Genomic DNA, 26,154 nt, shown 5'->3' on the forward strand with positions numbered 1-26,154 from the left:
GCGCCCGTATCGTCGGACGAGGGGGCATCGCCGGGCCAGGCGGTGAAGTCTCGATGAGGAGGCAGCCGATGCTTGCTCAGACCACCCGAACCACGCGGGCTCCGCTCGCCACGCCGGCCGAGGTCGACGTGCTCGGCACGCTGATGCTGGAGGACGAGGCGACCGTCAGCGACGCGCCCACGTACCAGCCCGAAGCCGCGGGCGTGCTGATCGCCCTTCTGCTGCTGTCGCCGAAGCAGCCCAAGGAGAAGACCCGGTAGCCGGCCGGGCCCGCCGGTCTCCAGAACAGGAGAACCCCGTTCCCATGCCGTTCGCCGACACTTCCCTCCGTGACGAGTACGCCGCGGCCGTCGAGCGAGTGGCGGGCCGGGTCCTCGACGCCCTCCGGGGCGCCGCGGGCCCGGCCGCGCCCGGCCGACCCGGCGACGGCACGCCGGACGGCACGCTGCCGGCGGTTCCGCCCCTGGAAGAGCCCTTGCCCAGGCCCGAGTTGGCCGCCGTCCGGGTGCTCGGGCCGGACGTGTTCGCGCCGCGGCTGCTGCACGGCCTCGCCCCCGACCGGCCGACCGCGCTCGCCGCCGCGCTGGCCTTGGAGACCTTCCCCGCGCCGGCCGACGCCGCGACCGGCGATCCCTCCGACGGCGCCGTGGCCGCGTCCTGGCGCGACCGCGCCACCCTCGACCTGCTCGCCCTCGACGGCCACCCCGTCTCCGCCCCGCGGCCCGCGCCCCGACCGGGTCCTCGTCCGGCCCTCCTGCCCGAACCCGCCCGGCTCGGCTGGCCCCGCTGGACGGTGGCCATGGCCCAGCTCTCGCCCCTCGCCCTGCCCGGGCTCGGCGGCCCGGTCCACGACCTCGCCCACCGCCACAGCCTCGCCCTCGCCCGGGGAGCCGCCCGCTCGATGATGCGGCGCGACCTCCGCACCGCCGCCCGGATCGCCCGCTGGCTGGCCTGGACCGTTGCGAGCGGCGCCCCGGAGCACCTGGAGGTCGCCCCCGTTCTCGACCGGGTCCGCGCCGCCGGCGACGGCAGTGCCCGGATTGCACTGGAAGTCGCCATCGCCGAGGGCCTGTTGGCACTGCGACTGAACGGAGCGGCCGCATGACCGGCACCGCCGACCCGACCGTCCTGCACAGCGCCCAACAGGTCTCCTCGGGCGCGCTGCGCTGGCTGCACTCCTGCTACCGGAACGGGCTCGGCCGCTTCCCCGAGGACGCCACCATCGACCTGGCCGACCCGAACAACGTCTACAAGCCGCTGGGCGAGGCCGCCTTGGCGACCGGTCTGCTGCTGCGCGAGGGCGTCGCGGGCGCCGAGGACAACCGGATCGCCCGCGAGACGCTGGACCTCGCCTGGGAGCAGCTGCGGGGCGGAGACCTGCTCTACGAGCGGCAGTTGCGCCACCCGCTGATGACCGACCCGCTGGAGGTCTACGTCCACTTCGCCCGGGCCGACTACCGCCACCGCGCCCTGGAGGAGCTGCTGGACTCACTGGCCCGGCTCCGCGCGGTGCGGGCCATGGAGATGCTGCCCAACCGGCGACTGGCGGTCGCCAACGCCCGCCGGGTGGTGGGCCTGGAGCAGCAGCCGGACTGGTCGGCCCTCGCCGCCGCCACCTGGCTGGGGGCCACGCCCGAACCCTGGATGATCGACTGGCTGACCGCCTACGACGTCACCCACACCGTGTTCCACCTCACCGACTGGGGCGCCCGGCCGGACGGCCTGCCCACCGCGATGCGGGACTACCTGCGCGACTGGCTACCGGTCTGGCTGGACGTCTGGCAGGAGATCGGCCAGTGGGACCTGGTCGGCGAACTGCTCATCGTCGCCGCGTGCATCGGTGATACCGAGGCCGGGGTCCCCGGCTGGCGGGCGCTGGCCGCCGTGCAGCGGCCCGACGGCCTCGTGCCGCGGGACGCCGACCCGGTCGCCGGCGAGCCGGAGCAGCTGCTGACGGACCACGGCCACACCGCGGTGGTCACCGTGGTCGCCGCCGCGATCACCCTGGCCCGCGCGCTGGGCGGCGCGTCCGGCGCCACCGCCGCGGCGGCCTAGGTGGGCGGCCCGACCGGGGAGGCCCGGGCCGTCGGCACGACAGGCGGGCCGGTGGGTCCACTCGGATGCCTCCCGGGCGAAGGCGGTTCGGGCGCGCGCGGATTGGGCGATCAGGACGCGGAGCGGCTGGTCGCGGCGGCCGCCCCGTTCGCCACCGCCGTCACACTGGCCGTCGCCCGGGGCGAGCGGCAGGCCGTCCACTCCCGTGGACGGCTTTCGCACGGGGGTGCGCCCTGCACGCCGGACAGCGTCTTCGAACTCGGTTCCGTCACCAAGACGTTCACCGCGCTGCTGCTCGCCTCGATGACCGCGCACGGCGAACTCGGCCCGACTGACCCGATCGAGCCGTACCTGCCCCGGCACTGGCGGCCACCGGCCGTCCGGCGGGGCGGGCCCATCCGGCTCCTGCACCTGGCCACCCACACGTCCGGGCTTCCCCGCCTGCCGCCGGGGCTGCTGAAGAGCGCCCTCCCGGCGTGGTCCAGCAACCCCTACGCGGCCTTCCGGGACGAGCAGTTGCAGGCCGCACTGGCCCGAACGACACTGCGCCGCAGGCCGGGCAGCCGGTTCGGCTACTCCAACTACGGTGTCGGGCTCCTCGGACGGCTGCTCGCCGAGTCCGCGTCCACCGACTATCCGGCGCTCCTCGCCGACCGCGTCTGCCGACCGCTGGGCCTGCGCACCACGACCTGCAGCCCGGACCCGCCCGGCCGGGTGGTCGGCCACCACCGCGAGCGCCCGCTGCCGCCCTGGCACATCCCCGGTCTGCCGGGCGCCGGAGCCGTCCGTGCCGGCGGCGCGGACCTGCTGCGCTATCTCCGCGCCCATCTCGCCCCGGGTGACGGGGAGCTGGGGGCGGCGCTGCGCGACGTCCAGCGGCCCCGGCTGCGCCTGCCGCACTCCGCGGACGGGCTCTGCCTGATCTGGAACCACCGCCGGATCGGCGGCCGTGACCTCCTCTTCCACTCCGGCGGCACCCGCGGCTTCACCGCCTTCGTCGGCTTCTGCCCGCAGACCGCCACGGCCGTCGCCGCCCTGGCCAACTGCGGCCCCGCCCTGGACGGGCGGTTCGTCCAGGGCGGCTACGAGGCGCTGAAACGGCTCTCCTCCGCACAGCCCTGACCGCGGTCGGCTGACGGCGCCGACCGGCCGGGTCCGCCGGGTGGGTCCACCCGGCGGACCCGGATCAGTGCCCGGTCGAGCGGGCGGCCGTGTCGGCCGCTCCTCCGGCGCCGACCGGACGCAGGCGGGTGGCGGCGGTGGCGGCCAGCTGCGGTGCGAGCTTGGCGACGTCGCGGGACCCGACGGCCGCGATCACCAGCGGCAACAGCGCACGGACGGGCTGCATGCCGCGCAGCCAGGCCTGGGCGTAGACGTGGGCCGAGCGGCGGGCGATGCCGTCCACCAGGCGGTCCACGGCCGGGCCGAGCGGGTAGGTCTTGTTGGCGGGCCAGGGCAGCCGGGAGCGCATCTGCCTCAGTACGGTGTCCTGGTCGGCGCCGCGGACCATGTCGGTGTCGGTCCAACTCAGGTACCCGACACCGACCTTGACGCCCTGGTACGCGACCTCGGCGCGGACCGAGTGGGCGAAGGCCTCCACGCCCGCCTTGCTGGCGCAGTACGCGCTCATCAGCGGCGCCGGCGTGAGCGCGGCGAGCGAGGCGATCTGCAGCAGGTAGCCGCGGCTCTCGGTGAGGGCCGGGAGGAAGGCCCGCGCGGTGGCGACGCTGCCGAGCAGGTTCACCTCGATCACCCGGCTGAACGCCCGGTGGTCGCTGTCGAGCAGCGGGCCGCCGATGGCGATGCCTGCGTTGGCCACCACGGCGTCGATCCGACCGTAGTGCTCCTTGATCAGCCGGGCGGTCTCGGTGAGGGCGTCGACGTCGGTGACGTCGGCCTCCCAGGCGGTGGCGGACGGGCCGCAGAGCGCGGCGACGGCCTTGAGCTCGGCCGGCTCCAGGCCGACCAGCGCGACCTTCGCGCCGCGCAGGGTGAGCTTGCGGGCGAGCTCGGCACCGACACCGCGCGCGGCACCCGTGACGACGACGACCTGCGCGGACAGCGGCGGAGTGGCGTTCATGCGGACACGGACCTCTCGGTGGCGGCGGACGGGGCGGGACCGGCGACAGCCGGGACGGACACGGACGGGACGGCGGTCTCGGCGGCGGCCCCGAGGGCGGCGGGCCCGGCCGCGCGGAGGTGGACGGCAGCCATCCGGTGGATCTCGGCGGCCACCTCGGCGGGCCGCTCCATCGGGGCCATGTGACCGACCCCGGGGAGCAGGAGCAGCCCCTGCGGGTCGGCCAGCGCCGCCACGATCCGGTGGGCGTGCACCGGCGGGGTGAGCCGGTCGTCGGTACCGACCACGACGGCGGTCGGCGCGGCGAGCCGGGCCAGACCCGGCCGGACGTCGAGCTCCCCCAGCACACCGGCCCACGCCGCCCGGACACCGGTGGGGCAGGCGTGCACGATGCGGGCCGCCGCCTCGACCGGCCCTTCGGGCGAACTCGCGCCCATGGTGGCGTACTTGAGCGCTGACCTGCTGGCCGGGCCGACCGGGCCGAGCGGCAGCCGGGAGCGCAGGACCTGGCGGTGGAGGAACCGTCGCAACGCCGGAGAGCGCACCACGGAGGGCAGTACGCGGAGTTCGGCGATCAGGTCGGACGGGCCGGTCGAGACGAGTACGGCGGCGGCGGTCCGCTCGGCGACCTCGGGGCGGCCGCCGGCGGCCATGATGGTCATGCCGCCCATGCTGTGCCCGGCGAGGAGGGCGCGCTCGCCGGCCGGGACGGTCCGGGTGAGCACGGCGGAGAGGTCCTCGGCCAGCGCGCGGGTGGAGTAGCGGACCGAGCTGGGCGGGATCTCGCTGCGGCCGTGTCCGCGCTGGTCGTACGCCACCACCCGGTAGCGGTCGACGAGTCGGCGGACGACCGGCGCCCAGAAGGCGGTGGAGCAGGTCCAGCCGTGGGCGAGGACGACGGTGGGGGCGCCGGGTTGTCCGTGCACCTCGACGTGGAGCCGGATGCCGTCGGCCGAGCGCACGTCCAACTGCTGGACGGGGAGGAGCGGTTCGTAGTCGGCGGGGATCGCGGGGCTCATACCAGGGCCCCCTCGGCCGCGGCGGCCGAGCCCGGCGCCGCGGGGGCGGTACGCATGATCAGCTCGTACTCGGCGAGGTCGACCTTCCGGGTGGCCCGGCGGAACGCCGTCGTCGAGCCGGGCCAGAGCACGGTGTTCCTGCCGTTGGGGTCCAGGTACCAGCTGCGGCAGCCGCCGGTGGTCCAGACGGTGCGGTCCATCCGGTGCTGGAGTTCGAGGTTCCAGTGCCGCTGGGCCCGCTCGGTCGGCTGCATCGCGGTGGCGCCGATCGAGCCCAGGGTGGTCAACGCGTCGATCAGGTAGTTGAGCTGGGACTCGATCATCAGGATCATCGAGCTGTTCCCGAGGCCGGTGTTGGGGCCGATCACGAAGAAGAGGTTCGGGAAGCCCCGCACGGTGGAGCCGCGCAGCGCCTCCATGCCGTCCTTCCACTCCTCCGCCAGGCTCGTGCCGTCGACGCCGAACACCCGCTCGCCGATGGGCATGTCGGTGACGTGGAAGCCGGTGCCGAAGACGATCGCGTCCACCTCGTGCTCGCTGCCGTCCGCCGCGACGAGGGTGGAGCCGCGCACCTCGCGCAGGCCGGAGGCGACCACCTCGGTGTTGGCGGCGGCGAGTGCCGGGTAGTAGGTGTTGCTGAGCAGGATGCGCTTGCAGCCGATCCGGTAGTCCGGGGTGAGCTTGGCGCGCAGCGCGGGGTCGGCGACGCCCTGGGCGAGGTGCCGTTCGGCGAGCTGCTGGACGACCTTGAGCAGGCCGGGCCGCCGGACGAAGGCGTCCACCTGGAGCTCGCGCAGCGCGAAGAGGGTGCCCCGGCGGATCTTGGCGGTCACGGGGAGGCGGCCGTGCAGCCACTTCTCGACCTCGCTGATCTCGCGGTCACGGCGCGGCAGCACCCAGGCGGGTGTGCGCTGGAAGACCGTCAGCCTGCCCACCTTCGGCTGGATCGAGGGGACGATCTGGGCGGCGGAGGCGCCGGTGCCGACCATCGCGACCCGCTTGCCGGCGAGGTCGTAGTCGTGGTCCCAGCGTGAGGAGTGGAACACCTTGCCCGGGAAGGCGTCCAGGCCCGGCAGGTCGGGGATCTGCGGATCGGCCAGCGGCCCGGCGGCGGATACGACGGCGTCGGCTGTCCACTCGCCGGCCGTGGTGGTGATCCGCCAGCAGGCCTGGCCCGCCTCCCAGCGGGCCTCGGTGACTTCTGCGTTGAAACGCAGGTGCGGGCGGATGCCGAAGACGTCGGTGACCTTCTCCAGGTAGGCCCGGATGTCCGGCTGGCCGGAGAAGCTGCGCGGCCAGTCCGGATTGGGGGCGAAGGAGAAGGAGTAGAGGTGGGAGGGCACGTCGCACGCGCAGCCGGGGTAGCTGTTGTCGCGCCAGGTACCGCCGACCGAGTCGGCGCGCTCCAGGATGACGAAGTCGGTGATCCCGGCGCGGCGGAGCCGGACGCCGGCGCCGATCCCGCCGAAGCCGGAGCCGATCACCGCGACCCGGACGTGCCGGACGGGCGCCGGGCCCGCCGCGGTGCTCCCGGCCGTCCGGGCTGTCGGCACCGTCCCGACGGCGGTCGCCTCCGGCGCGGCGGTCACGGCCGCCTCCGACGTGGCGTCGGCAACGGCGGCGTCCCGGCCGGACGCGCCGGGGCGCGGGCGCTTGGTGCTGGATGCCATGCGGCGTCCTCCTGAGGATGGGGGCCTGAGGTGCGCACTGCCGCGACGCGCCGCCTCCATGGTGCCGTGGCGCGCCGCGAGAACCATGCCAGCAAACACTGGCATGGTTGGCAGATTAGCCCTTGTCGACAGTCGATGGAAGAAGCCCGGCCGCCGCACTTCCGCGACCGGCGGTCCTATGCTGAGCGCCGTGGACAAGGTCAGAGCGGCGGCGGACGACAGGCAGCGCGAGTACCGGGTGGAGGAGCTGGCCGAGGCGGCCGGCATCACCACCCGCACGCTGCGCTTCTACCGCGAGCGCAAGCTGCTCCAGCCCCCGCGCAAGGAGGGCCGGATCGCCTGGTACGGCGAGGCCCATCTCGCCCGGCTCCGGGTGATCGCCGAACTGCTGGAGCGCGGCCACACCCTGGGCGGGATCGCGGAGCTGATCGGCGCCGGCGAGAGCGGTCGCGACGTCGCCGAGCTGATCGGGCTGGAGGCGGCGATCGTCGCCCCCTGGTCCGACGAGACCGCGGTCCGGCTGGACTGGGACGAGCTGAAGGCCACCTTCGGGGACCAGCTCACCGAGGAGAACACCGCCGAGTCCATCGCCCAGGGCTTCATCACCGTCGACGAGGACGGGATCACCCACGTCAGCCGCCGGCTGCTGGACGCCACCACGGACCTCGTCGCCGAGGGCGTACCGCTCTCGGCGGTGCTGGAGGCCAGTCGGCGCACGCGCGAGCACGTGGATGCGATCGCCGAGGTCTTCATCGGCCTGGCCCGCGAGCACCTCCTGGGCGCCCTCGCGGCCGACGCCCCGCTTCCGCCCGGCGAGGCCGCCCGGCTGACCGAGCAGGTGCTGCGGGTGCGCCCGCTGGCCCGGACCGTTACCGACGCCCAGTTCTCCCTGGCCATGGACCGCCGGGTGCACGCCGAGTACGAGGAGCTGCTGCGGCAGCGCCTGGAGCAGCGGGACGAGGCCGACGCGGGGAGCGGCGCCGGCGGCGAGGCGTAGCGGGCGGCGTCCGCCCGCACAGTCCCGGCTCCGGCCCGGGCCGGGCTGCGCGACCTGCCTCCTGGAGGAGATCGTCGGGGAGTTGGCCGTCAACGCGGCGGACGTCGTCGCGGAGTACCGGACCCGGTTGGCGGGGCGGGTCAACCAGCTGTTCGCCCTGCGGCGGGGTGTGATCGACAACCGGTGGAAGGCCGAGCTGCGCCCGGTCAAGGGGGCCAGGACGCCGTTCGAGCACTCCCCCTGCACCGTCCACCGGATCTGAGCGACGGGCCGTTCACCCGCTCCGCCCGGCGCAGTTCACCCGGACCGGTCTGCGCCGTTCACCGGCTCGGGACAGCCCGCGCCCTCACCGAGCCCTGCTCCGGCCGGAGTTGGCCGGTCCTCCAAAGCGGGCGCGAGGCCTCGGGAGACGCCGCTGGGTGATCCGACGGTTACCCGCCCCTGCAGCCGCCCGTTACGGTCGAGGCTCACCCGCGGCCCTTCCACAGGCCGGGCCGGTGGTGGGAGGCGGGCGCCCACCCCGGCCGCACGTGGGGGCTCACCGGAATGTCCGTGATCACAGGATTCCGATCGGCGGCGCAGCTGACGGGCGGCGGAGTGCTGGTCTGGTCGCTGCTGGGCCGGTTGCCCAATGCGATGTGCCCGATCGGCACGCTCCTGCTGGTCACCCGGAACACCGACAGCGTCTGGCGGGGCTCGGTGGTCGCCGGCGCGCTGGCCGTCGGCCAGGCGGTCGGCGGGCCACTGGTCGGCAGGCTCGCCGACCGGCGCGGACAGCGGTCGACGGGGTTGTTCGCGGCGGCCGCCAACACGGTGGCGATCCTGGTACTGGTGGCCGCATCCGAGGGCGGGCTCGACCTGGTGTGGCAGATCGCCTCGGCTGCGTCGATCGGACTCTCGGTGCCGCTGGTCGGCCCGCTGTCGCGTAGCCGATGGATCGGACTGGCGGACGGGGAAGCCGAGTTGACGTCCTCGATGCTCTCGCTGGACGGCATCGTGGACGAGATCTCCTTCACCACCGGTCCCGCGCTGGTCGGCGTGCTCGCCACCCTGGCCTCCCCGGCCGTCGGGCTGCTGACCGCGGCGGCGCTGGTCGGCGTCTGCGCCACCCTGTTCGCCCTGCACCCGACCGCCGCGCCGGGCACCGCCGCCCACGGCGCCACCGGGGCCCGGGGGAAGCGGGCCACCCGCCGCCGCTCCGGCGAAAGCCTGTTGACCGCGCCGTACGTCCTGCTGCTCGCCGGGATGGCACTGCTGGGGGCCTGCTTCGGTTCGGTGCAGGTCGGCGTGACGGCCACCACGGACGCGCTCGGACGGGCGGGTGCGGCCGGGCTGCTGTACGGGTTCATGGGCTTCACCAGCGCCTTCGCGGGCATCGCCACCGCCGCCCTGCCCACCCGCTGGGGGCTCCCGTTGCGACTGCGGGCCGGGACCGTGCTGCTCTGCTCCGCCTCCGTCCTGCTGCTCTTCTCCGGCGGCGGTGTGGCCGCGCTGGCCGCCGCGATCGGCTGCCTGGGGGTGGCGGTCGCCCCGCAGATGATCACGATATTCGGACTGGCGGAGCGGACGGTGCCGACCGCCCGGCTGGGCGAGGCGATGGCGGCGCTGGTCAGCGCGATCATCCTGGCTCAGTCGGCCGGGACGTTCCTGGGCGGCTGGTTCGCCGACCACGTCGGGCCCACCGCGCCGTTCCGGGTCACCGTCGCCTCGGCCGCGGCCGCCCTCCTGCTCGCCCTGCTCACCGCCACCGACCGCCGCTACCGGCGCCGGATCCCGGCCCACTCCGGTGCCAGGGCCCGCGCCGACCTCGACGCCGACGCCCGCACCCCCGCCGGCGCCGTCAGCGCGGCCGAGGACGCCGTCCGACCGGGCTCCGGTTCCACGCCGAAGCCCAAAACCACCCCAACACCCGGCGCGGATTCCCGGCAGGACGGGGAGCCGACGCGCCCTCAACGTGAAGGAATGGAGCAGTCCACGCCGTCTCGGAGGGCGTAGCGGCACGGTCCGCGCCACACGTTAGGCTCATCCCCCGATGCCCGCGCCGCACCACCTCGCGCGGGCGTCGAGCCATACGGACTGACGTACCGGAGCCGGGCGACAACGGTCGCGCGGCGTGCGCCGGAGACGGGGGAACGGGGAGACATGAGCGGCGGACCAGCCCAGGGGGCCGGGGGCACGGGTGACGGCGGATACGGCGTCAACGTGGCCGGACTGCACGGGGTCAGCGAGGCGCTGAGCAAGACGGCGACCGACATCGCGGAGGCCAAGACCGCCTACGCGGGCGGGCTCTGCTACGCGTCGACGGCCTTCGGCGAGTTCGGGATGGACCAGGCCTGGTCGTCCTTCGACCAGAACTGGTCGAAGGAGATCGACGTCACCCAGCGCGCCCTGGACGAGCTGGCGCAGAAGATGTCGACCACCACGGCGAACTACCGCAACACCGAGAAGGCCCTGGCCGCCTCGCTGGCGCCGGCGGGCGGCGGCCGATGAGCAAGGTCAAGGACCTGGAGAGCGCCCGGCACAGCATCGAGAAGTTCTCGCTCGTGTTCGCCAACCTCCAGCTGCTGGAGGGGATCGAGAAGGCCCTGGCCGTCCCGGAGCCGGTCGGTGACCCGGATGCGATCCGGGCCCGGGCACAGGACTACGCCAAAGCGGCCGTCTCCTTCGGCAAGGCCGCGCAGGACCTCTCGGGCATAGCCGGCAACCAGCTGCCCGCGGTCTGGACCGGTTCGGTGGCCGAGCACGCCGCCCAGGCGGTGCACGCGATGTCGGCGGAGACGGTCACCTCCAGGGAGACCCTCGCCGAGGCCGCGAAAGTGCTTGAGGCCTGGGCCAACGACCTGCAGTGGGCGAAGTCCGTCGACGCCCAGGGCCGCCAGCAGTTGCAGGCCGCCCGGGAGAAGGCGCGCAAGGACCCGGGCGGCTTCGACCAGGGCGCACGCGAGGAGGCCCTGAACGGCGTCGCCGCCCAGCTGTCGGGCGCCCGCCGCGCCGAGAGCTGCGGGACCGGCACGGCGAGCAGGCTCAACCAGCTGGCGTCCAAGGCCCGTGCCGAACGGGCCGGCCAGGGGTCGATCGACCCGCTCGCGGCCGTGGTACTGGCCACGGAGAAGAACCCGGGCGCCGGCGAGGACGACGGCTACATCCTCACGCCCAACCAGCTGGACCGCGCCACCCAGACCCTCGGCGTGATGCCAGGCGGCGACCAGGCGGCGTTCCGGGCGCTGCTCTCCAACGCCAAGTCGCCCGAGGAGGCGGCGTACCTGTGGAAGGCGCTGGCGGCCGGCCACTCGGTGGCGGACATCCAGAAGTTCGACGAGGGCATCCACCCGCACGGCGACGACCCGGCCTGGCTGGCCCAGCACCTGGTGCCGGCGACCAGCACCGGTGACACCAACCGCGAGTCCTCGGACAACATCGACGTCACCTATCAAGGCCAGAAGGTCAGCATCGACGGGTACTCGGTCTACTCGCAGCGCAACGTCGGCGACTGTGTGGCCGCGTCCACCGTGATCGCCCAGGCGAAGCTGGACCCGCTGCTGATGTACCAGCTGACCACCGGCGGCACGCCCGACGCGCCCGGTGCGGACTCGCCGGAGAACTTCGAGCAGCGGCTGCAGAAGACCTACATCGGCGAGTACATCGACGGCCAGAAGGTCGACGGCCGGAAGACCTACCCCAAGGAGGACAGCGGCCTCGGCCCCAAGGCCCAGACCTACCTCGCCGACAAGGACCTCGGCAAGGCCACCGGCGCCGACTACGAGCACGTCGAGCTGGAGAGCGACGAGGACCGGCGGGCCGCACTGGCCCGGATCGAGAAGTCGGTGGACGAGGGCCTGCCCGTCCCGATTACCGTCCGCAACAGCGACTCCGGCCACCAGATGATGATCATCGGGCGGGACGGCGACAGGCTGCAGATCTACAACCCCTGGGGCTTCACCTCCTGGGTGACGGAGGAGCAGTTCGTCAACAGCCAGCTCGGCGGACTGACGCCCGGCGAGCACCCCCTGAACAAGTCGACCGCCCTGGAGCTGCCGAAATGACCACCGTCCGGTCGGATGCCGAACTGGCGGACCTCGACGTCCCCGCCGCCGTCACCCGCGGCCTGCTGCTCGCCGGCGGCCCTCGCCAGGCCCTGTTCACGGAGGCCGCCATCGCCGCGGCGCACCGGGCCGAGGCCGCGGGCATCGGCCCCTACCCGCTGGGCTTCCTGGCCCAGCACGTCCGGGCCGGCGGCTTCGCGGCGGCCCTCGCCCTGCCCGACCCGGTCATCGGCGAGCCCGGCCGCACGCTGGTCCGCGGTTGGCTGCAGGCCGCCGCGTCGACCGGCGCCGACCTGGGGCGCGAGCACCTGTTCGCGCGCTGGCTGGCGGAGGTCGCCGCGCTGATGTCGCTGCGGCGCGACGTCCGGGAGGGGAACGCGTGACGGGCGGCCGACTCCGCCCGCTCCACCGCGGCCTCGCCGTGGCCGCCACCCTCGTGGCGGCGGCCGCGGCGGCCGGCTGCTCCTCCACGGCCGACGGCCCGGACCGGCGGCCGGACACCGTCGTCACACTGCCCTCCGACAGGGACGCGGACGCGGTGGGAGGGGGCCGGCAACCCGCCTTCCCGCCCTCCGAGGTCCACCTCGCGATCGGCGGCTCGGTGGGCGTCAGCCTGACCTCCGCACCGCTGCCGCACGGCTGGCAGCTCGCCGGCGCGGGCGATCCGGCGGTCGTCCGCCGGGGCCCGGACGCCCCGCTGAGCAGTTGCCCGGCCGACTCGGACGGCTGCGGTCACACCGTCCGGCAGACCTGGACCGCCGCCACCGCCGGATCCACCACGCTCACCTGGCACTTCGTCGACCGCACCAGCTGCGGCGGCGGCGGCGCGGCCGGGTCGGGGACGGCCGCCTCGGCCACGGGCGGTTCCGGGGCGGCCGGGTCCACGTCGTCCTGCAAGGTGCTGGCCGTCAAGGAGGTCCGGATCAGCGTGGGCTGACGGATCGACGGGGACCGGTTCCCGGAGGCACCGCTCCGCGGCGTGCGCCTACGATCTGATCATGATCGAGGGAACGCTGGTGAAGCTGCGCGCGCTGCGCGCGGAGGACGCGGAGCACCACCTCCGCTGGCGCAACGACCCGGAGGTGGTGCGGTTCGCCGCCGCCGGGGACCCGTGCTTCGGGCCGGTCACGGCCGAGGGCGTGGAGACCGGATTCTCGACGATGCTGCGGCTGGTCCCCCGGGAGGCCGCCGTGCTCACCGTCGAGGAGGCGGCGACCGACCGCGTCATCGGGGCGGTCGACTACCGCGACCTCGACCCGTTCGTCGGCGTGGCCACGCTCGGGATCACCATCGGTGAGAAGGAGTTCTGGGGCCGCGGCCACGGCTCGGAGGCGCTGCGGCTGCTGGTGGACCACCTCTTCGGCGCCTACGGTCTCAACCGGCTGGAGCTGGACACCTGGAGCGGCAACGAGCGGGCCGTCCGGGCGTTCACCCGGCTCGGCTTCCGCGAGGAGGGACGCCGCCGCGCGGCCGCCCTGGTCGGCGGCGTCCGGCACGACCGGGTGCTCTTCGGCATGCTCCGCGAGGAGTGGAAGCCGGCGGTCAGGCCGTAGCCGCCCACCGGTGCGGCTCCGCTCCCGACCCGCCGGGCGCGGGGCCGCTCCGCCCGGAACGGGTCCGTCCCGGCCCCGGCCGGCCCGCGCCCGTCAGAGCGTGCGGCCGAGCAGCTCGAACAGCGCGTTCCAGTGCCGGGCGTCCCCCTCCGGGTGGTAGGGCATGGTGTCGGTCTGGGTGAAGCCGTGCCGGGCGCCCTCGTAGACCTCGCAGGTGTGCTTGACGCCGGCGGCCGCGAGCGCGGCGGCGAACCGGTCGATCTCCTCGGCCGGCAGCGACCGGTCCTGGTCGGCGTGGCCGAAGTAGAGCTCCGCGGTGACCCGTTCGGCGACCAGGTGCGGGCTCTCCGGGGAGTCGGTGGCGAGGTAGGAGCCGTGGAAGCCGGCCGCTGCGGCGACCCGGTCCGGGAACGCGCCCGCCGTGCGCAGGGCGAGTCCGGCACCGAGGCAGTAGCCGGTGATGCCGACCGGGCCGTCCGTGACCAGCGGGGAGTCGGCCAGCAGCCGCAGGTAGGCGTCGGCGTCGCGGGTGAAGCGCTCCGGGGTGAGCGCCTCGATCATCGGGCCGAGGCGCTGGAACAGCGTCGGGTCGGCGGCCGGGTCGATCGGTGCGGGCGGCTCGGGAAGCTCGATGATCGGCGTACGGCCGTGCCGGTAGAGGACGTTGGGCATCAGCACGGTGTAACCCTCGGCGGCGATCCGGTCGGCCATCGCCTTCAGTGCCGGCCGGATGCCGAAGGCATTCATGTAGAACAGCACGCCGGGGTGGGCCAGGCCGTCGTCCGGACTGGCGAGGTAGGCGTCGACCGTGCCGTCCGACGTCGCGATGTCCACGGATGTGCCGCGTACGGCGTTTGCCACGATCGTCTCCTCTGCTTCGGGCCGGCGGAGTTCGGCCCCGCGCAGTATCGGCCGCGGGGCTCCTCGCGTCCACCCGTTTCCACCGGACCCGCGCCGGCCCCGGCTCAGGCGTCCCAGGTGCGGGCGCAGAGCACCAGCCGGTAGCCGTCCGGGTCGGCGACGGTGACGCCGAACTCGTCCCAGTACGGATTGTGCGCCGGCACCCGCGTCCCGCCGGCGGCCTCCAGGCGGGTGACGAAGGCCTCGTCCACGGGTGCGCCCAGGTAGAGGACGAAGAGGTCGTCGACGGTCGGGGTCGGTTCCAGCGGCTGCTCCGGATCGCGGGTCAGCTCGAAGTGCCAGGTGCCGCCGGGAAGGCCGACCATGACCAGGTCGTGCTCGCCGGACACGCGCTCCGTGGAGCGCCAGAGCACCGAGAGACCGAGGCCGTCGACGTAGAAGCGCTCGACGGCGGCGAGGTCCCGGGAGGGGCGGGCGACGCGGACCTGCGTGGTGGAGTCGATCATGCGGTGAGCCTATCCCCGCCAGGGGCACCGGAGGTACGGTCGGCCGCTCAGAACCGCTGCAGGCGCTCCTCGTCGGAGGTGCGTGGGCAGGTGAGACAGGCGGAGTCCGGTCGGATCGCGTAGTAGAGGCAGCAGCCGAGCCGGGTCCGGGTGTGGTGCTCGCGGCCGTCGGCACCGCGCAGGACGCGGAAGTCGGCGGAGCCCGGGAGCGGTCGGGTGCCGCCGGGCAGCACCGCTGCGGCGGCCGCGACGGCGACGGCCTCCTCGTCGAGCATCCGGCCGAGGTACCAGACGGCGGAGGCCAGGTCGTCCGTGACCATGCCCCAGAGGGCACGGGTGCCGCGCCGGGTGGGCCCGGCGAAGGCGGTGAGCAGCGGCTCCACGTGCGCGACGACGGCGGCGCGCAGCTCGGCGCGGAGTTCGTCGTCGCCCGGCAGGGTGCAGTGGGCTCGCGGGCGCAGCGCGAGGTCCCCGGTGGGGGCGTGCAGCCAGAGGTCGCGGGGGTCGATCGCGGGCACCCGCCGGGCGAGGTGCCAGGGGCCGGCGATCAGGAGGCAGGCGGACCAGACGTAGTGGTGCAGCAGCCGGGAGGCGGCGACGTGCGGGCGAGGCGAGGTGCCGTGCTCGGCGGCGAGCGGGGCGATCCGGGCGGACTCGCCGGCCAGCGCCTCGGCCAGGACGGCGGGGTCGGCGGCCAGTTGGGCCGCGGAGTGCCAGCCCTGGGCGGGCGCGGGGTCCGGGTCGGCCGCCGCGAGCAGGGTGAGCGGGAGGGCCGGGCAGAGTTCCACCAGCCGCCGGTAGTCCGCGACGAGCGCCGCATCGTCCTGGCGGGGGCACGCGGCGTCCGCACGGCGGGCGGACACCGGGCCCGCGCCGGGCGCGTGGGCGGCGCGCACGAGCGCAGCGGGTGCATGTGCGCCGGGCGCGAGCCCCGGGTGCGCCCCACGGGTGAGCGCACCGTCCGGGGCGGCATGCGGGCCGGAGGCGAGCGGGCCGTCCGGCGCATCGTCAGCACGGAGAGGACCCAGTGCGGACGGGGCCGCGGGCATGGGTGTGGCACCCGAGATCATCGGCGCTCCCGAGATCGATTAAGGTGAGGCTCACCTTACATCCGCACCGCACGATCGCCGACCCGGGCCACTCGTCCGGACCCGTATCCGGACGACTCCGCCCGGGGCGGACGGGCCAGGACGGGACTTGACGAAGTTAGGCATGCCTAACCTAATATCTCGCATCGTGTTGAAGACCGAACCGCCGACGGCCACCGCCCCGGCAGCGCCCGGGACCTCCGCGGTCCGACGGCTCCTGCTGCTGACCGCGGGAGCCTGCGCGCTCGTCCTCTGCGTCGCGCTGAGCCTCGCGCTCGGCTCCCGCCCCATCCCGATCTCCACCGTGATCGACGCCCTGACCGGCTCCGGATCGGGCGGCGACGCCGACGTGGTGACGGGCCTCCGAGTCCCCCGCACGGTCATCGGCCTGGCCGTCGGCGCCGCGCTCGGCGTCGCCGGGGCCGTCGCGCAGGGTGTCACGCGCAACCCGCTGGCCTCGCCGATCACGCTCGGCGTGAACGCCGGCGCGAGCTTCGCCGTGGTCGCCGCGATCTACGGCCTCGGGCTCTCCAGGCCGGTCGAGTACGTCTGGTTCGCCTTCCTCGGGGCGGCCGTCGCCGCCGTGGCGGCGTACGCGATGTCCCGCCGCGGCGGGGACCTCGACCCGGTCCGGCTGGCGCTCGGCGGCACGGTGCTCACCGTGGTGCTCACCTCCTGGACGTCCGCGCTGATGCTGGCCAGCCACCGCACCCTGGACGAGGCCCGGTTCTGGCTGGCCGGCTCGATCGCCGGACGGCATCTCGACACCCTCACGCCCGTCCTCCCGCTCCTGGCCCTCGGCCTGATCGGAGCCTTCGCCGTCGCCCCCGCGCTCAACGCGCTGGCCCTCGGCGACGAGGCCGCGCAGTCGCTCGGCGTGCCGGTCGCACGGATCCGCGTCCTCGGCGGCCTCGCCGTGGTGCTGCTCGCGGGCAGCGCGGTCGCCGTCGCCGGGCCGGTCGCCTTCATCGGCCTCGCCGCGCCGCACCTGGTCCGGCCGCTGCTCGGCAACGACCACCGCCGCCTGCTGCCCGGCTGCCTGATCACCGGTCCGCTGCTGCTGCTCGCCGCCGACGTACTGGGGCGCCTGGTGGTCAGGCCGTCCGAGATCGAGGTCGGCATCGTGACGGCCTTCCTCGGCGCGCCGCTGCTCGCCGTGCTGGCCCGGAAGGTGGCCCGATGACCACGCTCACCCCGGACACCCCGGACACCGCGGCACGGGCGGCCGCGGGGACGAGCACGGCCCGCCGCCGGGCCCGGACCGCCGCCTGGTCACTGCTGGCCGCCGCGCTGCTGGTGCTGCTCACCGGCGTCGCCCTCGGCACCGGCCAGGTGAAGATGTCCGCCTGGGACGCGCTGCGCGCCCTGGCCGGCGTCGGCGACGCCGGAAACGTACTGGTGGTACAGGAGTTCCGGGCCCCCCGGGTGGCCTCGGCGCTGATCGCGGGCGCCGGGCTCGCCGTGGCCGGCTCGATGCTGCAGCGGCTCTTCCGCAACCCGCTCGCGTCCCCCGACACCATCGGCGTCACCGGCGGGGCCTCCTTCGGAGCCGTCCTGATGCTCGCCTGCGGCGCCTCGCAGGAGCTGATCCCGCTCGCCGCGCTCGGCGGCGGCCTGCTCGCCGCGCTGCTGCTCGGCGGCTTCGCCTGGCGCTCGCGGATGGCGGTGACCCGGCTGGTGCTGGTCGGCCTGGCGGTCCAGCAAGGCCTCGCCGCGGCCGTCAACCTGATGATCGTCCGGTTCCCCACCGAGCTCGCCGCCTCCGCGATGCAGTGGACCACCGGCTCGCTGTACGGGCGCAACTGGACCGAGGTCTGGATCGGCGGCACCGCCATCGCGCTCACCGCCGCCGTCGCGGCGCTCTGCCACCGCCGGGTCGCCGTCCTGGACCTCGGCGACGACTCGGCCGGTGGCCTCGGCCTCAACCCGAACCGCGACCGGCTGCTCCTGCTGCTGCTGACCATCGCGCTCGCCTCGCTCGCCGCCGCGCTGACCGGGCCGGTCGCCTTCGTCGCGCTCGCGGTGCCGCACCTGGTGCGGCTGCTCGCCGGGCCGCCGACCCTCGGCACCCTCGGCCTCGCCGCGCTCACCGGCGCCGTGCTGCTGCTCTCCTCCGACCTCCTCGTGCTCCACGTGATCCCCGTCCACGGCCTGCCGGTGGGTGCCGTCACCGCCACCCTCGGCGCGCCCTGGCTCCTGGTGCTGATGATCCGCCAGGGCCGACTCCCCCAGAGGAGCAGCTGATGACCGCCGCCACCGACCGGCAGCCCGCGACCGGCGGGCCCGCCGGCACCAACCGGCTCGCGGCCCACGGCCTCCACCTGCGGTACGGCAACCGGGTGATCGTGGACGGGCTCGACCTGGAGCTGCCCGGCGGAGCCGTCACCGCGATCGTCGGCCCGAACGCCTGCGGCAAGTCCACCCTGCTGCGCGGCCTGGTCCGGCTGCTCGACCCGGCTGCCGGAACCGTCACCCTGGACGGCTCCGACATCCACCGGATGCCTGCGCGGGCGCTCGCCAAGCGGATGGGCCTGCTGCCGCAACAGCCGGTCACCCCCGAGGCGATCACCGTCGAGTCGCTGGTGCGGCTCGGCCGCTTCCCGCACCAGCGGATGCTCAGCCCCTGGTCCAAGGCCGACCAGGCCGCGGTCGAGGAGGCGCTGGCCCGCACCGGCACCGACGTGCTGCGCGACCAGCAGGTGGACCGGCTCTCCGGAGGCCAGCGCCAGCGCGCCTGGATCGCGCTGGCGCTCGCCCAGGACACCGAGCTGCTGCTGCTCGACGAGCCGACCACCTTCCTGGACCTGCGGCACCAGCTGGACGTCCTCGACCTGGTCGCCGACCTGCACACCGGGGCCGGGCGCACCGTCGTCATGGTCCTGCACGACCTCGGCCAGGCCGCCCGCTACGCCGACCACCTGGTGGTGCTCAAGGACGGCCGGCTCGCCGCCGCCGGAGCGCCCACCGAGGTGCTGACGGCCGAGCTGGTGGAGGAGGTCTTCCAGGTGCCCTGCCAGGTGGTGCCCGACCCGGAGACCGGCACCCCGCTGGTCGTGCCACGGGCACGGAGCCGGTCCCGGACCGCCGCCTCCTCCGGCTGATCCCCCTCCCGTCCTCCGGCCGCCCCGCGCTCACCCGCGGGCCGGGCCGGCGTCCCGCCCTGCCCGGAACCGTCCGCCAACCCCGCACCAGAGACAAGGAACCGCCATGAACCGCTCCGTCCGCGCCCGCAGACTCCCCGCCGCCGTCCTGGCCGTCGCGCTCTCCACCACGCTGCTCTCCGCCTGCGGAAGCAACGGCGACTCCGGGAACGCCGCCAAGCCCGCCGGCGACGCCGCCCCGGCCGCCGCAGGCTCCGGCGCGGTGTTCCCGCGCAGCGTCACCCACGCCGCCGGCACCGCCGAGATCAAGGCCCAGCCGAAGCGCGTCGTGGTGCTGGACAGCGGCGAGCTCGACGACGTCACCCTGCTGGGCATCACCCCGGTCGGCGCGGTCTCCCCGCACATGAAGACCGAGGGCGGCTTCCCGGGCTACCTCAAGGACAAGGTCAAGGACACCAAGGACGTCGGCCCGATGGCCGAGCCGAACCTGGAGCTGATCGCCTCCCTCAAGCCCGACCTGATCCTCTCCTCGAAGGTCCGGCACGCCAAGGTCTACGACAAGCTGAACGCCGTCGCGCCGACGGTGCTGGCCGAGACCACGGGCTTCCCGTGGAAGGAGAACCTCGCCCTGTACGCGCAGGCGCTCGGCAAGGAGGCGGAGGCCAAGAAGGCGCTCGCCGACTACGAGGCCCGCGCCGCCAGGCTCGGCGAGGCGATCAAGGCCAAGTACAACGGCACCGCCCCGACCGCCTCGGTGGTCCGCTTCGTCGCCGGCCCGACCCGCCTCTACCAGAAGCAGTCGTTCAGCGGCGTCGTGCTGAAGGACGTCGGCCTGGGCCGCCCGGCCTCGCAGGACGTCGACAAGTCGATGCTGGAGGTCAGCGCCGAGCAGATCGACCAGGCCGACGCCGACCTCGTCTTCGTCACCGTCGCCGACGACCCGACCAAGACCAAGCAGAGCGAGGTCCAGGGCACCCCGGTCTGGCAGGGCCTCAACGCCGTCAAGAACGACAAGGTGTTCAACGTGCCGGACGAGACCTGGATGTCCGGCATCGGCGTCCAGGCCGCCGACGCCATGCTCGGCGACATCGCCAGGGCCGCGGGCGTCGACGCGCCCGCGTAGGCACACCGACGTACGGGGCGGGCCCGAGCAGCGGCCCGCCCCGCGCCAACCCGACTCCCCCACGGAGAGGACCCCGCCGACCATGCGGCTCTACCTGCTCGCCCACAACCCCACCGACTCGGTCACCGAAGGCTTCCTGCCCGCGGCCTCCCGGTTGGGCCTCGACGTCACGGTCATCTCCGACGACGCGGCGGCCCACCGCCTCGCCTACACCGAACTCTCCTTCCCGGCCGGCTCGCTGGAGGTTCTGGAGTGCGACGTACGGGACTTCCGCGAGGTGATCGGGCAGATCTCCCGCCACCGCACGCCCGACGCGGTCTTCACCAACAGCGACCACCTGCAGACCCAGGCCGCACTGGCCGCCGAGTACTTCGGCCTGCCGGCCAAGGACTGGAAGTCCACCCTGCGGGCCAAGAACAAGGCCGAACTCCGCCGCCACCTCACCGACTCCGGCGTGGACACGGTCTGGTCGGCCGAGCTGGCCCCCGACCAGGACCCGGCCGACCTCCACGCCCTGGACATCCCCTTCCCGTGCATCGTCAAGCCCCGCGAGGGCGTCGCCAGCGAGGACGTCCGACTCGTCTCGGACATCGAGGAGTTGGTTCAGCTCGGCAAGGAGATCCAGCATCGGCGCCCCGGCGCGGCGCTGGTGGTGGAGGAGTTCCTGGTCGGCGAGCTCCGCACGCTGGAGACGCTCGGCGACGGCACCGTCCGACACGTCCTGGGCGGCTTCGAGACCCGGCTCTCCCCGCCGCCGCAGTTCGTCGAGGAGGTGCTGGAGTTCGTCCACGCCCACCCGCAGCCGGTGGTGGACCAGGTCCTCGCCCAACTGGACGCGCTCGGAGTCGGGTTCGGGGCCTGCCACACCGAGTTCATCGTGCAGCCGGACGGGCGGGCCAGGATCGTCGAGGTCAACTACCGCGCCATCGGCGACCGGACCGACCTCATGATGGCGGGGTTCCTCGGCATCCCGCTCTTCGAGCACATCCTGAACGTCCACCTGGGCCGGCCGCTGCCCGCCGACCTCGGCGCCCGCACCGACCTCCGGGCCCACAACCTGGCCGTCTGCGCCGACCGGGCCGGCACGCTCACCGCCGCCCCCGAGCCGTGCGACCTCGACGTCGACGGCATCGGGCTCTCGTACCGCCCGATGCGCGCGGTCGGGGCCCGGCACCCGCACTACCGCACCAACCGGGACTACCTCGGCATGATCTGGACCATCGGCCCGGACCTCACCGAGCTGCGGCGGGTCGCCGCCGAGTTCGCCGCCGTCAACCGCTGGGAGATCACGCCGTGAGCCCCTCCCCCGTCGCCGGGCAGCTGACGATCCGGGTGCTCTCCGCCCTGCTGCGCGAGGACGTCCTCGGCCTGCGCACCCGCAGCGTCCCGGCCGAGCGCGCGGACGGCCGCTGGCTCACCCTGGCCCGGCACGGGATCGCCCTGCCCGTCGCCGAGGAGGGCTTCCAGAGCGAGTACGCCGCCCGGCTGCCGCTGCTGGAGCACGACGGCACCCGGCTCACCGGGCTGGACGCGATCCTGGCCGCGCTCGCCGGGCTCGCCGACCCCGAGGACCGGGGCGGCTGGGCCGCCTTCGCCGAGGAGTGCCGGCAGACCCTGGCCACCATGGAGCTGCACGCCCACGTGCGGGGCGAGGTGCAGACGGCGCTCACCGACCTGTACGGCCCCGACCCCGCCCACTGGACCGGCCTCGCCGCCGCCCTCGGGCAGGACACCCTCGCCGCCCACCTCGACCACCCGGTCTACCCGACCGCCCGCGGGCGCTCCGGACTCAGCGAGCCGCAACTTCGCTCCTACGCACCCGAGTTCCACCCGGCCTTCGAACTCCGCTGGCTGGCCGTGCCGACCGGCGCCGTCCGCCGGCACGGCGAGCAGCCGCTGCCCAGCTGGTGGCCCACCCCGGCCTGGCTCGGCCTCGACCTCGACGGGGACTGGCTCACCCTGCCCGTCCACCCGCTCTCCGTCGGCGCGCCGCTCGACGAGGCGCTGGCCGCCCTCGGCCTGACCGGGCGGGCCGTGCTCGCCGACCGGCCGTACCTGACCGTCGTGCCGACGCTGTCCATGCGCACCGTCGCCGTCGCCGAGGACCCGGCCTGCCACCTGAAACTGCCGCTGGCCACCGCCACGCTCGGTCTGAAGAACCGCCGCACGATCAAGCCCGGCGTGCTGCCGGACGGCGCGGCCGGCCAGCGCCTGCTGGAGACCGTCATCGGCCTCGAACCGCGCTTCGCCGCCACGATCCTGCACGCCGACGAGCAGTGCTACCTCGAAACCGGGCACGAGCTGCTGGCCGCCCTGTTGCGCCGTTACCCGGCCGAGCTGGGCGACACCGTGACCGTCCCGCTCGCCTCGCTGCTGGCCCCGGCGCCCGGCGGCCGGCTGGTGGTCGACCATCTCGCGGACCGCTTCTACGGCGGCGATCCGCTCGCCCTCTACGACGCCTTCCTCACCCTGTTGCTCGACTGGCAGACCACGCTCTTCCGCTACGGCATCGCCCTGGAGTCCCACCAGCAGAACACCTCGCTGGTGCTGGACCGGGCCGACGACCGGACCCGGCTGCGGCTGCTCTACAAGGACAACGACGGCCCCCGGATCAACGGCCCGCGGCTGGCCGCCGAACTCGGCGAGCTCGCCCCGGGGCCGAGCGAGTTCGACGATCACGCACGGATGTTCGGCGACACCGACCGGCCGCTGACCGACCTCTTCACGACCATCACCGGCCACCTGTGCACCGCCTCCCTCGCCTTCGGCCTGGCCGCCCACGGGCGCGCGGGACTCGACGACGCCCTGGGGCTGCTGCGCAAGCGGCTCGCCGAAGCGGTGGACCGGATCGGCCCGGCGGGCGAGCCGCTGCGCGCCGACCTGCTGGACGCCGAGCGACTGCCGGTGAAGGCGATGGTCACCGCCGGCACGCTGCTCAGCAAGCAGCGCTCCGGCGCCGCCGACATCAACAAGCACTACACCAGCGGCCCCAACTACCTGCTGTCGCAGCGCTTCACACCGCCGGGAGCCGCCCGATGACGGTCGACACCCTGGCGAAGCTGCCCGCCGGCGAGACCCCCCGCGCCGGCGGGCTGGGCCGGCGCCAGGTGCACGCCGTCGCCGCGTGCCACTTCGTCGCGTCCTTCGCCGCGCTCGGCCTGCCGCCGTACCTGACGGCGATCCTGCCTGCGCTCGGCGACCCCCAGGGCCGGTGGGCCGGCGTGCTCTACATCGTGCCGACCGTGTTCAGCGCGCTCGGCGCCCCGCTCTGGGGGCGGCTCGCCGACCGGTTCGGCCGCAAGCGCCTGCTGCTCCGTGCCCAACTCGGGCTCGCCGTCTCCTTCCTGCTCGCCGGCGCCGCCGACAGCCTGCCCGCGTTCACCCTCGCCCTGGTCCTCCAGGGATTCCTGGGCGGCACCTTCGCCGCGACCAACGGCTACCTGGCCGCGGCCCTCGACGGCGCACGGCTCTCCCGGGCGCTCACCCTGATGCAGGGCAGCGCGCGGGCCGCCCTGGTCGCCGCACCCGTCCTGGTCGGCGCGCTGTCGCCGTGGATCGACCCGCACCGGCAGTACCTGCCGATGGCCGTCCTGCCGATGGCCGCAGCCGTGCTGCTCTCGCTGCTGCCGGAACCGACCCGGCCGGCCGCCGCCGCGGTCCGCACGGGCGACGCCGAGGGCGAGGCGGGAGGCGCGATCGGAAGCGCCGGCACCGCGAACGCCGGCAGGGCCGGGGCGGCGGACGAGGCCGAGCCGGCCGCGGCCGCCTGCACGCCGCTCACCGCGCTCTACGCCTTCGAGTTCGCCTTCGTCTTCGCGACGATCATCTCGTTCCCCTACCTGATATCCCTGGCCGAGGAGCGGCTCCCCGGGGTCTCCGAGACCACCACCGGCGTGCTGTTCGCGCTGCCGCACCTCTGCTACCTGGCGTTCGCAGCCCGCACCCACACCGCCTTCCTCACCCGCCCGCGCGCCGGGATCGCGCTCGGCTTCGGCTTCGTGGCCCTCGGCCTGGCCGGACACGCCGTGGCGCACTCGCTGCCGGTCTTCGTGGCCGTCCGGCTGCTGCTCGGCGCCGGGCTCACGCTGGGCCTGGTCTGCCTCTCCGTACTGGCCGCCGAGGCCGTGCGGGGCCGGGCACCGGGCCGGATGTTCGGCACCCTCGAATTCGTCTCCAAGGGCGGCGCCGTGGCCGCCGGTGCCGTCGCGGCGCTGGCCAACGGCCGGTTCGGCACCGCCGCCCCCGTGCTGGTCGGCACCGCCGCCGCACTGCTGGCCGCCGCCGCGGCCACCGCACTCGCCACCCCCTCCCTCAAGCGCTGGAGTCACCGATGACCCGCGAACTGCCGACCGCCGACCACGCGGTGGCCCACACCCTGCTCAACTGCCTGCTGCGCGAGGTCTCCGCACCCGAGCACCAGACCGCCGTCGCCGACGGCCGGCTGCTGCTCCGGCTCCCCCGGCGCGGCGTCCTGCTGCGGGTCGCGCTGCGCCGCACCTCGCTGCTCGGCGCGCACCGCTTCACCGGCCCGGTGGAGGAGGAACGCCCCGGCGGCTGGTCCGAGGTGGACTGGCGCTCGCTCGCCGACCACGTCCAGGGCGAGCTGGAGCTGCGCACCGGAACCGTGAACGAGGAGTTCCTCGACCAGCTGGCCTCCAGCCACGCCGGCGTGCTGGCCGGCCTGGAGAACCGCCCCGACGCCGGCCCGGACCGCTACCTGGAATCCGAGCAGGCGCTGCTCTTCGGGCACCGCTTCCACCCGACGCCCAAGTCCCGCTCCGCCGAGCGCGGCGACTGGCGCTCCTACGCGCCCGAGTCGCGGGCCGAGTTCCGGCTGCGCCACCTGGCCGTCCGGGAGGAGCTCGTCGCGGAGTCCTCGACCGACCCGGCGGCGACCGCGCTGCTGGACGGCCTGCGCGAGGTGCCGGCCGGCTACCGGCTGCTGCCCGCACACCCCTGGCAGTTCCGACTCCTCGCCGACCATCCGCTGTTGCGCGGTGCCCTGGAGCGCGGGGACATCATCGACCTCGGCCCCGGCGGCGAGCCGTTCGCCGCCACGGCCTCGGTACGCACCCTGCACGGCGCGGGCGCGTTCCTGAAGTTCAGCCTCAACGTGCGGATCACCAACTGCCTGCGCAAGAACGCCGCCTACGAGCTGACCGGCGCGGTGGCGCTGACCCGGCTGCTCGCCCCCGCGCTGACCGACCTCGCCGAGCGCTTCCCGGACGCCGCGATGCTGCGGGAGCCGGCCTTCCGCACGCTGGCGCTGCCCGGCGCGGACGGCCTTCCCGACCGGTCGCTCTACGAGGGCTTCGGGCTGATCGTCCGCGAGGGGTTCACCGGCCTGCGCCCCGGCGTCACCCCGCTGCTGGCCGCGGCCGTGGCCGACGAGCACCCGACCAGCTCGGCCCACATCTCGCAGCTGCTCGGCCCGGAGGCCGACGCGCGGGCGGCCCTGGACTGGTGGACCGCCTACCTGCGGCTGCTCGTCCCGCCCGTGCTGGCCGCCTACTTCGACCACGGCGTCGTGCTGGAGCCGCACCTGCAGAACGTGCTGATCGGGGTGGACGCCGACGGCCGCCCCGCCCAGGTGCTCTTCCGCGACCTGGAGGGCACCAAGCTCGTGCCCGAGCGGAACGTCGCCGTGCTGGCCGCCCTGCCGACCGAGGTGGCCGGGCCGATGGCCTACGACGCCGAACGCGGCTGGGACCGGGTGGTCTACTGCCTCCTGGTCAACCACGTCGCCGAGCTGCTCGCCGCCCTGGCCGACCGCCACCCGGAGGCGGAGGGCGCCTGCTGGGAGGCCGTGCGCCGCGTGCTGGAGGAGTACGCCGCCGCCCACGGCCGGCCGCCCCGGCTGCGCGCCCTGCTCGCCGGGGTACCGCTGCCGGCCAAGGCCAACCTGCTGACCCGCTGGGAGCGCCGCCCCGACCGCGAGGCCGGCTACGTGCGGCTGCCGTCCCCGCTCGGACGCTCCGTCCTGGCCGGCGCGGCGCAGCTGTCACCGCAGAGCGCCGCCCGCACGCCGGCGTGGAGCGCCCGATGAACGACACCCTGC

The 26,154-nt window shown here is 74.8% G+C and carries 26 protein-coding genes; 20 read left to right on the forward strand and 6 right to left on the reverse strand.

All coding sequences use genetic code 11. The features are described from left to right. The first annotated feature begins 68 nt into the window (after positions 1–68). From ACF9IK_RS07765 to ACF9IK_RS07780, 4 genes are all read left to right on the forward strand, one after another. Entirely contained in the window at positions 69–260 is a 192-nt protein-coding gene (locus tag ACF9IK_RS07765; RefSeq protein WP_395293502.1) for a hypothetical protein, read from the forward strand. Between the two features lie 44 nt (positions 261–304). Next, positions 305–1,105 (forward strand): hypothetical protein, encoded by an 801-nt coding sequence (locus ACF9IK_RS07770; protein ID WP_395293503.1) that lies wholly within the window; start codon positions 305–307, stop codon positions 1,103–1,105. Next, a complete protein-coding gene (locus ACF9IK_RS07775; RefSeq protein ID WP_395293504.1) occupies positions 1,102–2,055 on the forward strand; it encodes a DUF6895 family protein in 954 nt (317 codons plus the stop codon). The genes ACF9IK_RS07770 and ACF9IK_RS07775 overlap by 4 nt, the downstream gene beginning before the upstream one ends. A gap of 102 nt (positions 2,056–2,157) precedes the next feature. Beyond that, on the forward strand, positions 2,158–3,177 hold the full coding sequence (locus tag ACF9IK_RS07780; RefSeq protein ID WP_395293505.1) for a serine hydrolase domain-containing protein: 1,020 nt from the start codon (positions 2,158–2,160) through the stop codon (positions 3,175–3,177). Positions 3,178–3,241: 64 nt separating this feature from the next. Here the strand turns inward: ACF9IK_RS07780 and ACF9IK_RS07785 are convergent, their stop codons facing one another. Genes ACF9IK_RS07785 through ACF9IK_RS07795 form a run of 3 tightly spaced genes read right to left on the reverse strand, consistent with a single transcriptional unit; the run spans position 3,242 to position 6,824 of the window. Then, positions 3,242–4,135: an SDR family oxidoreductase gene (locus ACF9IK_RS07785; protein ID WP_395293506.1), complete on the reverse strand. Its 894-nt coding sequence runs from the start codon at positions 4,133–4,135 to the stop codon at positions 3,242–3,244. Further along, complete coding sequence (locus tag ACF9IK_RS07790) at positions 4,132–5,154, reverse strand: alpha/beta fold hydrolase (protein WP_395293507.1); 1,023 nt, start codon at positions 5,152–5,154, stop codon at positions 4,132–4,134. The genes ACF9IK_RS07785 and ACF9IK_RS07790 overlap by 4 nt, the downstream gene beginning before the upstream one ends. Beyond that, positions 5,151–6,824, reverse strand: a complete 1,674-nt coding sequence (locus tag ACF9IK_RS07795) for a flavin-containing monooxygenase (RefSeq protein ID WP_395293508.1) — start codon at positions 6,822–6,824, stop codon at positions 5,151–5,153. Before ACF9IK_RS07795 ends, ACF9IK_RS07790 begins: the two co-directional genes overlap by 4 nt. 178 nt (positions 6,825–7,002) lie before the next feature. On the opposite strand from ACF9IK_RS07795, the gene ACF9IK_RS07800 reads away from it, so the two are divergent. The 8 genes from ACF9IK_RS07800 (at position 7,003) to ACF9IK_RS07835 (ending at position 13,417) form a co-directional block, all read left to right on the forward strand. Next, a complete protein-coding gene (locus ACF9IK_RS07800) occupies positions 7,003–7,821 on the forward strand; it encodes a MerR family transcriptional regulator (RefSeq protein ID WP_395293509.1) in 819 nt (272 codons plus the stop codon). An 82-nt stretch (positions 7,822–7,903) separates the two neighbouring features. Beyond that, positions 7,904–8,083: a hypothetical protein gene (locus ACF9IK_RS07805; protein ID WP_395293510.1), complete on the forward strand. Its 180-nt coding sequence runs from the start codon at positions 7,904–7,906 to the stop codon at positions 8,081–8,083. 290 nt (positions 8,084–8,373) lie between these two features. Continuing rightward, positions 8,374–9,816 carry an MFS transporter gene (locus ACF9IK_RS07810; protein ID WP_395293511.1) on the forward strand — a complete coding sequence of 481 codons (1,443 nt, stop codon included), beginning with the start codon at positions 8,374–8,376 and terminating at the stop codon, positions 9,814–9,816. Between the two features lie 147 nt (positions 9,817–9,963). Next, complete coding sequence (locus tag ACF9IK_RS07815; RefSeq protein ID WP_395293512.1) at positions 9,964–10,311, forward strand: type VII secretion target; 348 nt, start codon at positions 9,964–9,966, stop codon at positions 10,309–10,311. Next, positions 10,308–11,864, forward strand: coding sequence for a hypothetical protein (locus ACF9IK_RS07820; RefSeq protein WP_395293513.1), 1,557 nt, complete (start codon positions 10,308–10,310; stop codon positions 11,862–11,864). The genes ACF9IK_RS07815 and ACF9IK_RS07820 overlap by 4 nt, the downstream gene beginning before the upstream one ends. Beyond that, positions 11,861–12,247, forward strand: a complete 387-nt coding sequence (locus ACF9IK_RS07825) for a hypothetical protein (protein WP_395293514.1) — start codon at positions 11,861–11,863, stop codon at positions 12,245–12,247. Before ACF9IK_RS07820 ends, ACF9IK_RS07825 begins: the two co-directional genes overlap by 4 nt. Further along, the gene (locus ACF9IK_RS07830) at positions 12,244–12,801 is read left to right on the forward strand and encodes a hypothetical protein (RefSeq protein ID WP_395293515.1); all 558 of its coding nucleotides are present in this window, start codon (positions 12,244–12,246) and stop codon (positions 12,799–12,801) included. Before ACF9IK_RS07825 ends, ACF9IK_RS07830 begins: the two co-directional genes overlap by 4 nt. Before the next feature lie 61 nt (positions 12,802–12,862). Beyond that, positions 12,863–13,417 (forward strand): GNAT family N-acetyltransferase, encoded by a 555-nt coding sequence (locus ACF9IK_RS07835; protein ID WP_395293516.1) that lies wholly within the window; start codon positions 12,863–12,865, stop codon positions 13,415–13,417. 93 nt (positions 13,418–13,510) lie between these two features. Here the strand turns inward: ACF9IK_RS07835 and ACF9IK_RS07840 are convergent, their stop codons facing one another. The 3 genes from ACF9IK_RS07840 to ACF9IK_RS07850 form a co-directional block, all read right to left on the reverse strand. Further along, a complete protein-coding gene (locus ACF9IK_RS07840; RefSeq protein ID WP_395298500.1) occupies positions 13,511–14,281 on the reverse strand; it encodes a dienelactone hydrolase family protein in 771 nt (256 codons plus the stop codon). Between the two features lie 101 nt (positions 14,282–14,382). Continuing rightward, positions 14,383–14,784 carry a VOC family protein gene (locus ACF9IK_RS07845; RefSeq protein WP_395293517.1) on the reverse strand — a complete coding sequence of 134 codons (402 nt, stop codon included), beginning with the start codon at positions 14,782–14,784 and terminating at the stop codon, positions 14,383–14,385. 47 nt (positions 14,785–14,831) lie between these two features. Next, positions 14,832–15,680 (reverse strand): iron-sulfur protein, encoded by an 849-nt coding sequence (locus ACF9IK_RS07850; protein WP_395293518.1) that lies wholly within the window; start codon positions 15,678–15,680, stop codon positions 14,832–14,834. Between the two features lie 409 nt (positions 15,681–16,089). Here ACF9IK_RS07850 and ACF9IK_RS07855 point away from each other — a divergent pair, with 409 nt between their 5' ends. The 8 genes from ACF9IK_RS07855 (at position 16,090) to ACF9IK_RS07890 (ending at position 26,142) form a co-directional block, all read left to right on the forward strand. Next, entirely contained in the window at positions 16,090–17,055 is a 966-nt protein-coding gene (locus tag ACF9IK_RS07855; protein ID WP_395298501.1) for a FecCD family ABC transporter permease, read from the forward strand. Continuing rightward, complete coding sequence (locus ACF9IK_RS07860; protein WP_395293519.1) at positions 17,052–18,116, forward strand: FecCD family ABC transporter permease; 1,065 nt, start codon at positions 17,052–17,054, stop codon at positions 18,114–18,116. Before ACF9IK_RS07855 ends, ACF9IK_RS07860 begins: the two co-directional genes overlap by 4 nt. Continuing rightward, positions 18,116–18,973 carry an ABC transporter ATP-binding protein gene (locus tag ACF9IK_RS07865; RefSeq protein ID WP_395293520.1) on the forward strand — a complete coding sequence of 286 codons (858 nt, stop codon included), beginning with the start codon at positions 18,116–18,118 and terminating at the stop codon, positions 18,971–18,973. The genes ACF9IK_RS07860 and ACF9IK_RS07865 overlap by 1 nt, the downstream gene beginning before the upstream one ends. A 106-nt stretch (positions 18,974–19,079) precedes the next feature. Further along, positions 19,080–20,096 (forward strand): ABC transporter substrate-binding protein, encoded by a 1,017-nt coding sequence (locus ACF9IK_RS07870; protein WP_395293521.1) that lies wholly within the window; start codon positions 19,080–19,082, stop codon positions 20,094–20,096. 82 nt (positions 20,097–20,178) lie between these two features. Continuing rightward, positions 20,179–21,393 carry an ATP-grasp domain-containing protein gene (locus ACF9IK_RS07875; RefSeq protein ID WP_395293522.1) on the forward strand — a complete coding sequence of 405 codons (1,215 nt, stop codon included), beginning with the start codon at positions 20,179–20,181 and terminating at the stop codon, positions 21,391–21,393. Next, the gene (locus tag ACF9IK_RS07880) at positions 21,390–23,135 is read left to right on the forward strand and encodes an IucA/IucC family protein (RefSeq protein ID WP_395293523.1); all 1,746 of its coding nucleotides are present in this window, start codon (positions 21,390–21,392) and stop codon (positions 23,133–23,135) included. Before ACF9IK_RS07875 ends, ACF9IK_RS07880 begins: the two co-directional genes overlap by 4 nt. Further along, positions 23,132–24,430, forward strand: a complete 1,299-nt coding sequence (locus ACF9IK_RS07885; RefSeq protein ID WP_395293524.1) for an MFS transporter — start codon at positions 23,132–23,134, stop codon at positions 24,428–24,430. Before ACF9IK_RS07880 ends, ACF9IK_RS07885 begins: the two co-directional genes overlap by 4 nt. After that, positions 24,427–26,142: an IucA/IucC family protein gene (locus ACF9IK_RS07890; protein WP_395293525.1), complete on the forward strand. Its 1,716-nt coding sequence runs from the start codon at positions 24,427–24,429 to the stop codon at positions 26,140–26,142. The genes ACF9IK_RS07885 and ACF9IK_RS07890 overlap by 4 nt, the downstream gene beginning before the upstream one ends. Positions 26,143–26,154: the final 12 nt, after the last annotated feature.

Origin of the sequence: Kitasatospora hibisci (assembly GCF_043950205.1) — a bacterium.
In the GTDB taxonomy this organism is placed as follows: Bacteria; Actinomycetota; Actinomycetes; order Streptomycetales; family Streptomycetaceae; genus Kitasatospora; species Kitasatospora hibisci.

What these genes read in the sequence shown, in the direction of transcription:
- ACF9IK_RS07765 (WP_395293502.1), top strand. Translation starts at nt 69, where the DNA reads ATGCTTGCTCAGACCACCCGAACCACGCGGGCTCCGCTCGCCACGCCG.
- ACF9IK_RS07770 (WP_395293503.1), top strand. Translation starts at nt 305, where the DNA reads ATGCCGTTCGCCGACACTTCCCTCCGTGACGAGTACGCCGCGGCCGTC.
- ACF9IK_RS07775 (WP_395293504.1), top strand. Translation starts at nt 1,102, where the DNA reads ATGACCGGCACCGCCGACCCGACCGTCCTGCACAGCGCCCAACAGGTC.
- ACF9IK_RS07785 (WP_395293506.1), bottom strand. Translation starts at nt 4,135, where the DNA reads ATGAACGCCACTCCGCCGCTGTCCGCGCAGGTCGTCGTCGTCACGGGT.
- ACF9IK_RS07790 (WP_395293507.1), bottom strand. Translation starts at nt 5,154, where the DNA reads ATGAGCCCCGCGATCCCCGCCGACTACGAACCGCTCCTCCCCGTCCAG.
- ACF9IK_RS07795 (WP_395293508.1), bottom strand. Translation starts at nt 6,824, where the DNA reads ATGGCATCCAGCACCAAGCGCCCGCGCCCCGGCGCGTCCGGCCGGGAC.
- ACF9IK_RS07800 (WP_395293509.1), top strand. Translation starts at nt 7,003, where the DNA reads ATGCTGAGCGCCGTGGACAAGGTCAGAGCGGCGGCGGACGACAGGCAG.
- ACF9IK_RS07815 (WP_395293512.1), top strand. Translation starts at nt 9,964, where the DNA reads ATGAGCGGCGGACCAGCCCAGGGGGCCGGGGGCACGGGTGACGGCGGA.
- ACF9IK_RS07820 (WP_395293513.1), top strand. Translation starts at nt 10,308, where the DNA reads ATGAGCAAGGTCAAGGACCTGGAGAGCGCCCGGCACAGCATCGAGAAG.
- ACF9IK_RS07825 (WP_395293514.1), top strand. Translation starts at nt 11,861, where the DNA reads ATGACCACCGTCCGGTCGGATGCCGAACTGGCGGACCTCGACGTCCCC.
- ACF9IK_RS07835 (WP_395293516.1), top strand. Translation starts at nt 12,863, where the DNA reads ATGATCGAGGGAACGCTGGTGAAGCTGCGCGCGCTGCGCGCGGAGGAC.
- ACF9IK_RS07845 (WP_395293517.1), bottom strand. Translation starts at nt 14,784, where the DNA reads ATGATCGACTCCACCACGCAGGTCCGCGTCGCCCGCCCCTCCCGGGAC.
- ACF9IK_RS07860 (WP_395293519.1), top strand. Translation starts at nt 17,052, where the DNA reads ATGACCACGCTCACCCCGGACACCCCGGACACCGCGGCACGGGCGGCC.
- ACF9IK_RS07865 (WP_395293520.1), top strand. Translation starts at nt 18,116, where the DNA reads ATGACCGCCGCCACCGACCGGCAGCCCGCGACCGGCGGGCCCGCCGGC.
- ACF9IK_RS07870 (WP_395293521.1), top strand. Translation starts at nt 19,080, where the DNA reads ATGAACCGCTCCGTCCGCGCCCGCAGACTCCCCGCCGCCGTCCTGGCC.
- ACF9IK_RS07875 (WP_395293522.1), top strand. Translation starts at nt 20,179, where the DNA reads ATGCGGCTCTACCTGCTCGCCCACAACCCCACCGACTCGGTCACCGAA.
- ACF9IK_RS07885 (WP_395293524.1), top strand. Translation starts at nt 23,132, where the DNA reads ATGACGGTCGACACCCTGGCGAAGCTGCCCGCCGGCGAGACCCCCCGC.
- ACF9IK_RS07890 (WP_395293525.1), top strand. Translation starts at nt 24,427, where the DNA reads ATGACCCGCGAACTGCCGACCGCCGACCACGCGGTGGCCCACACCCTG.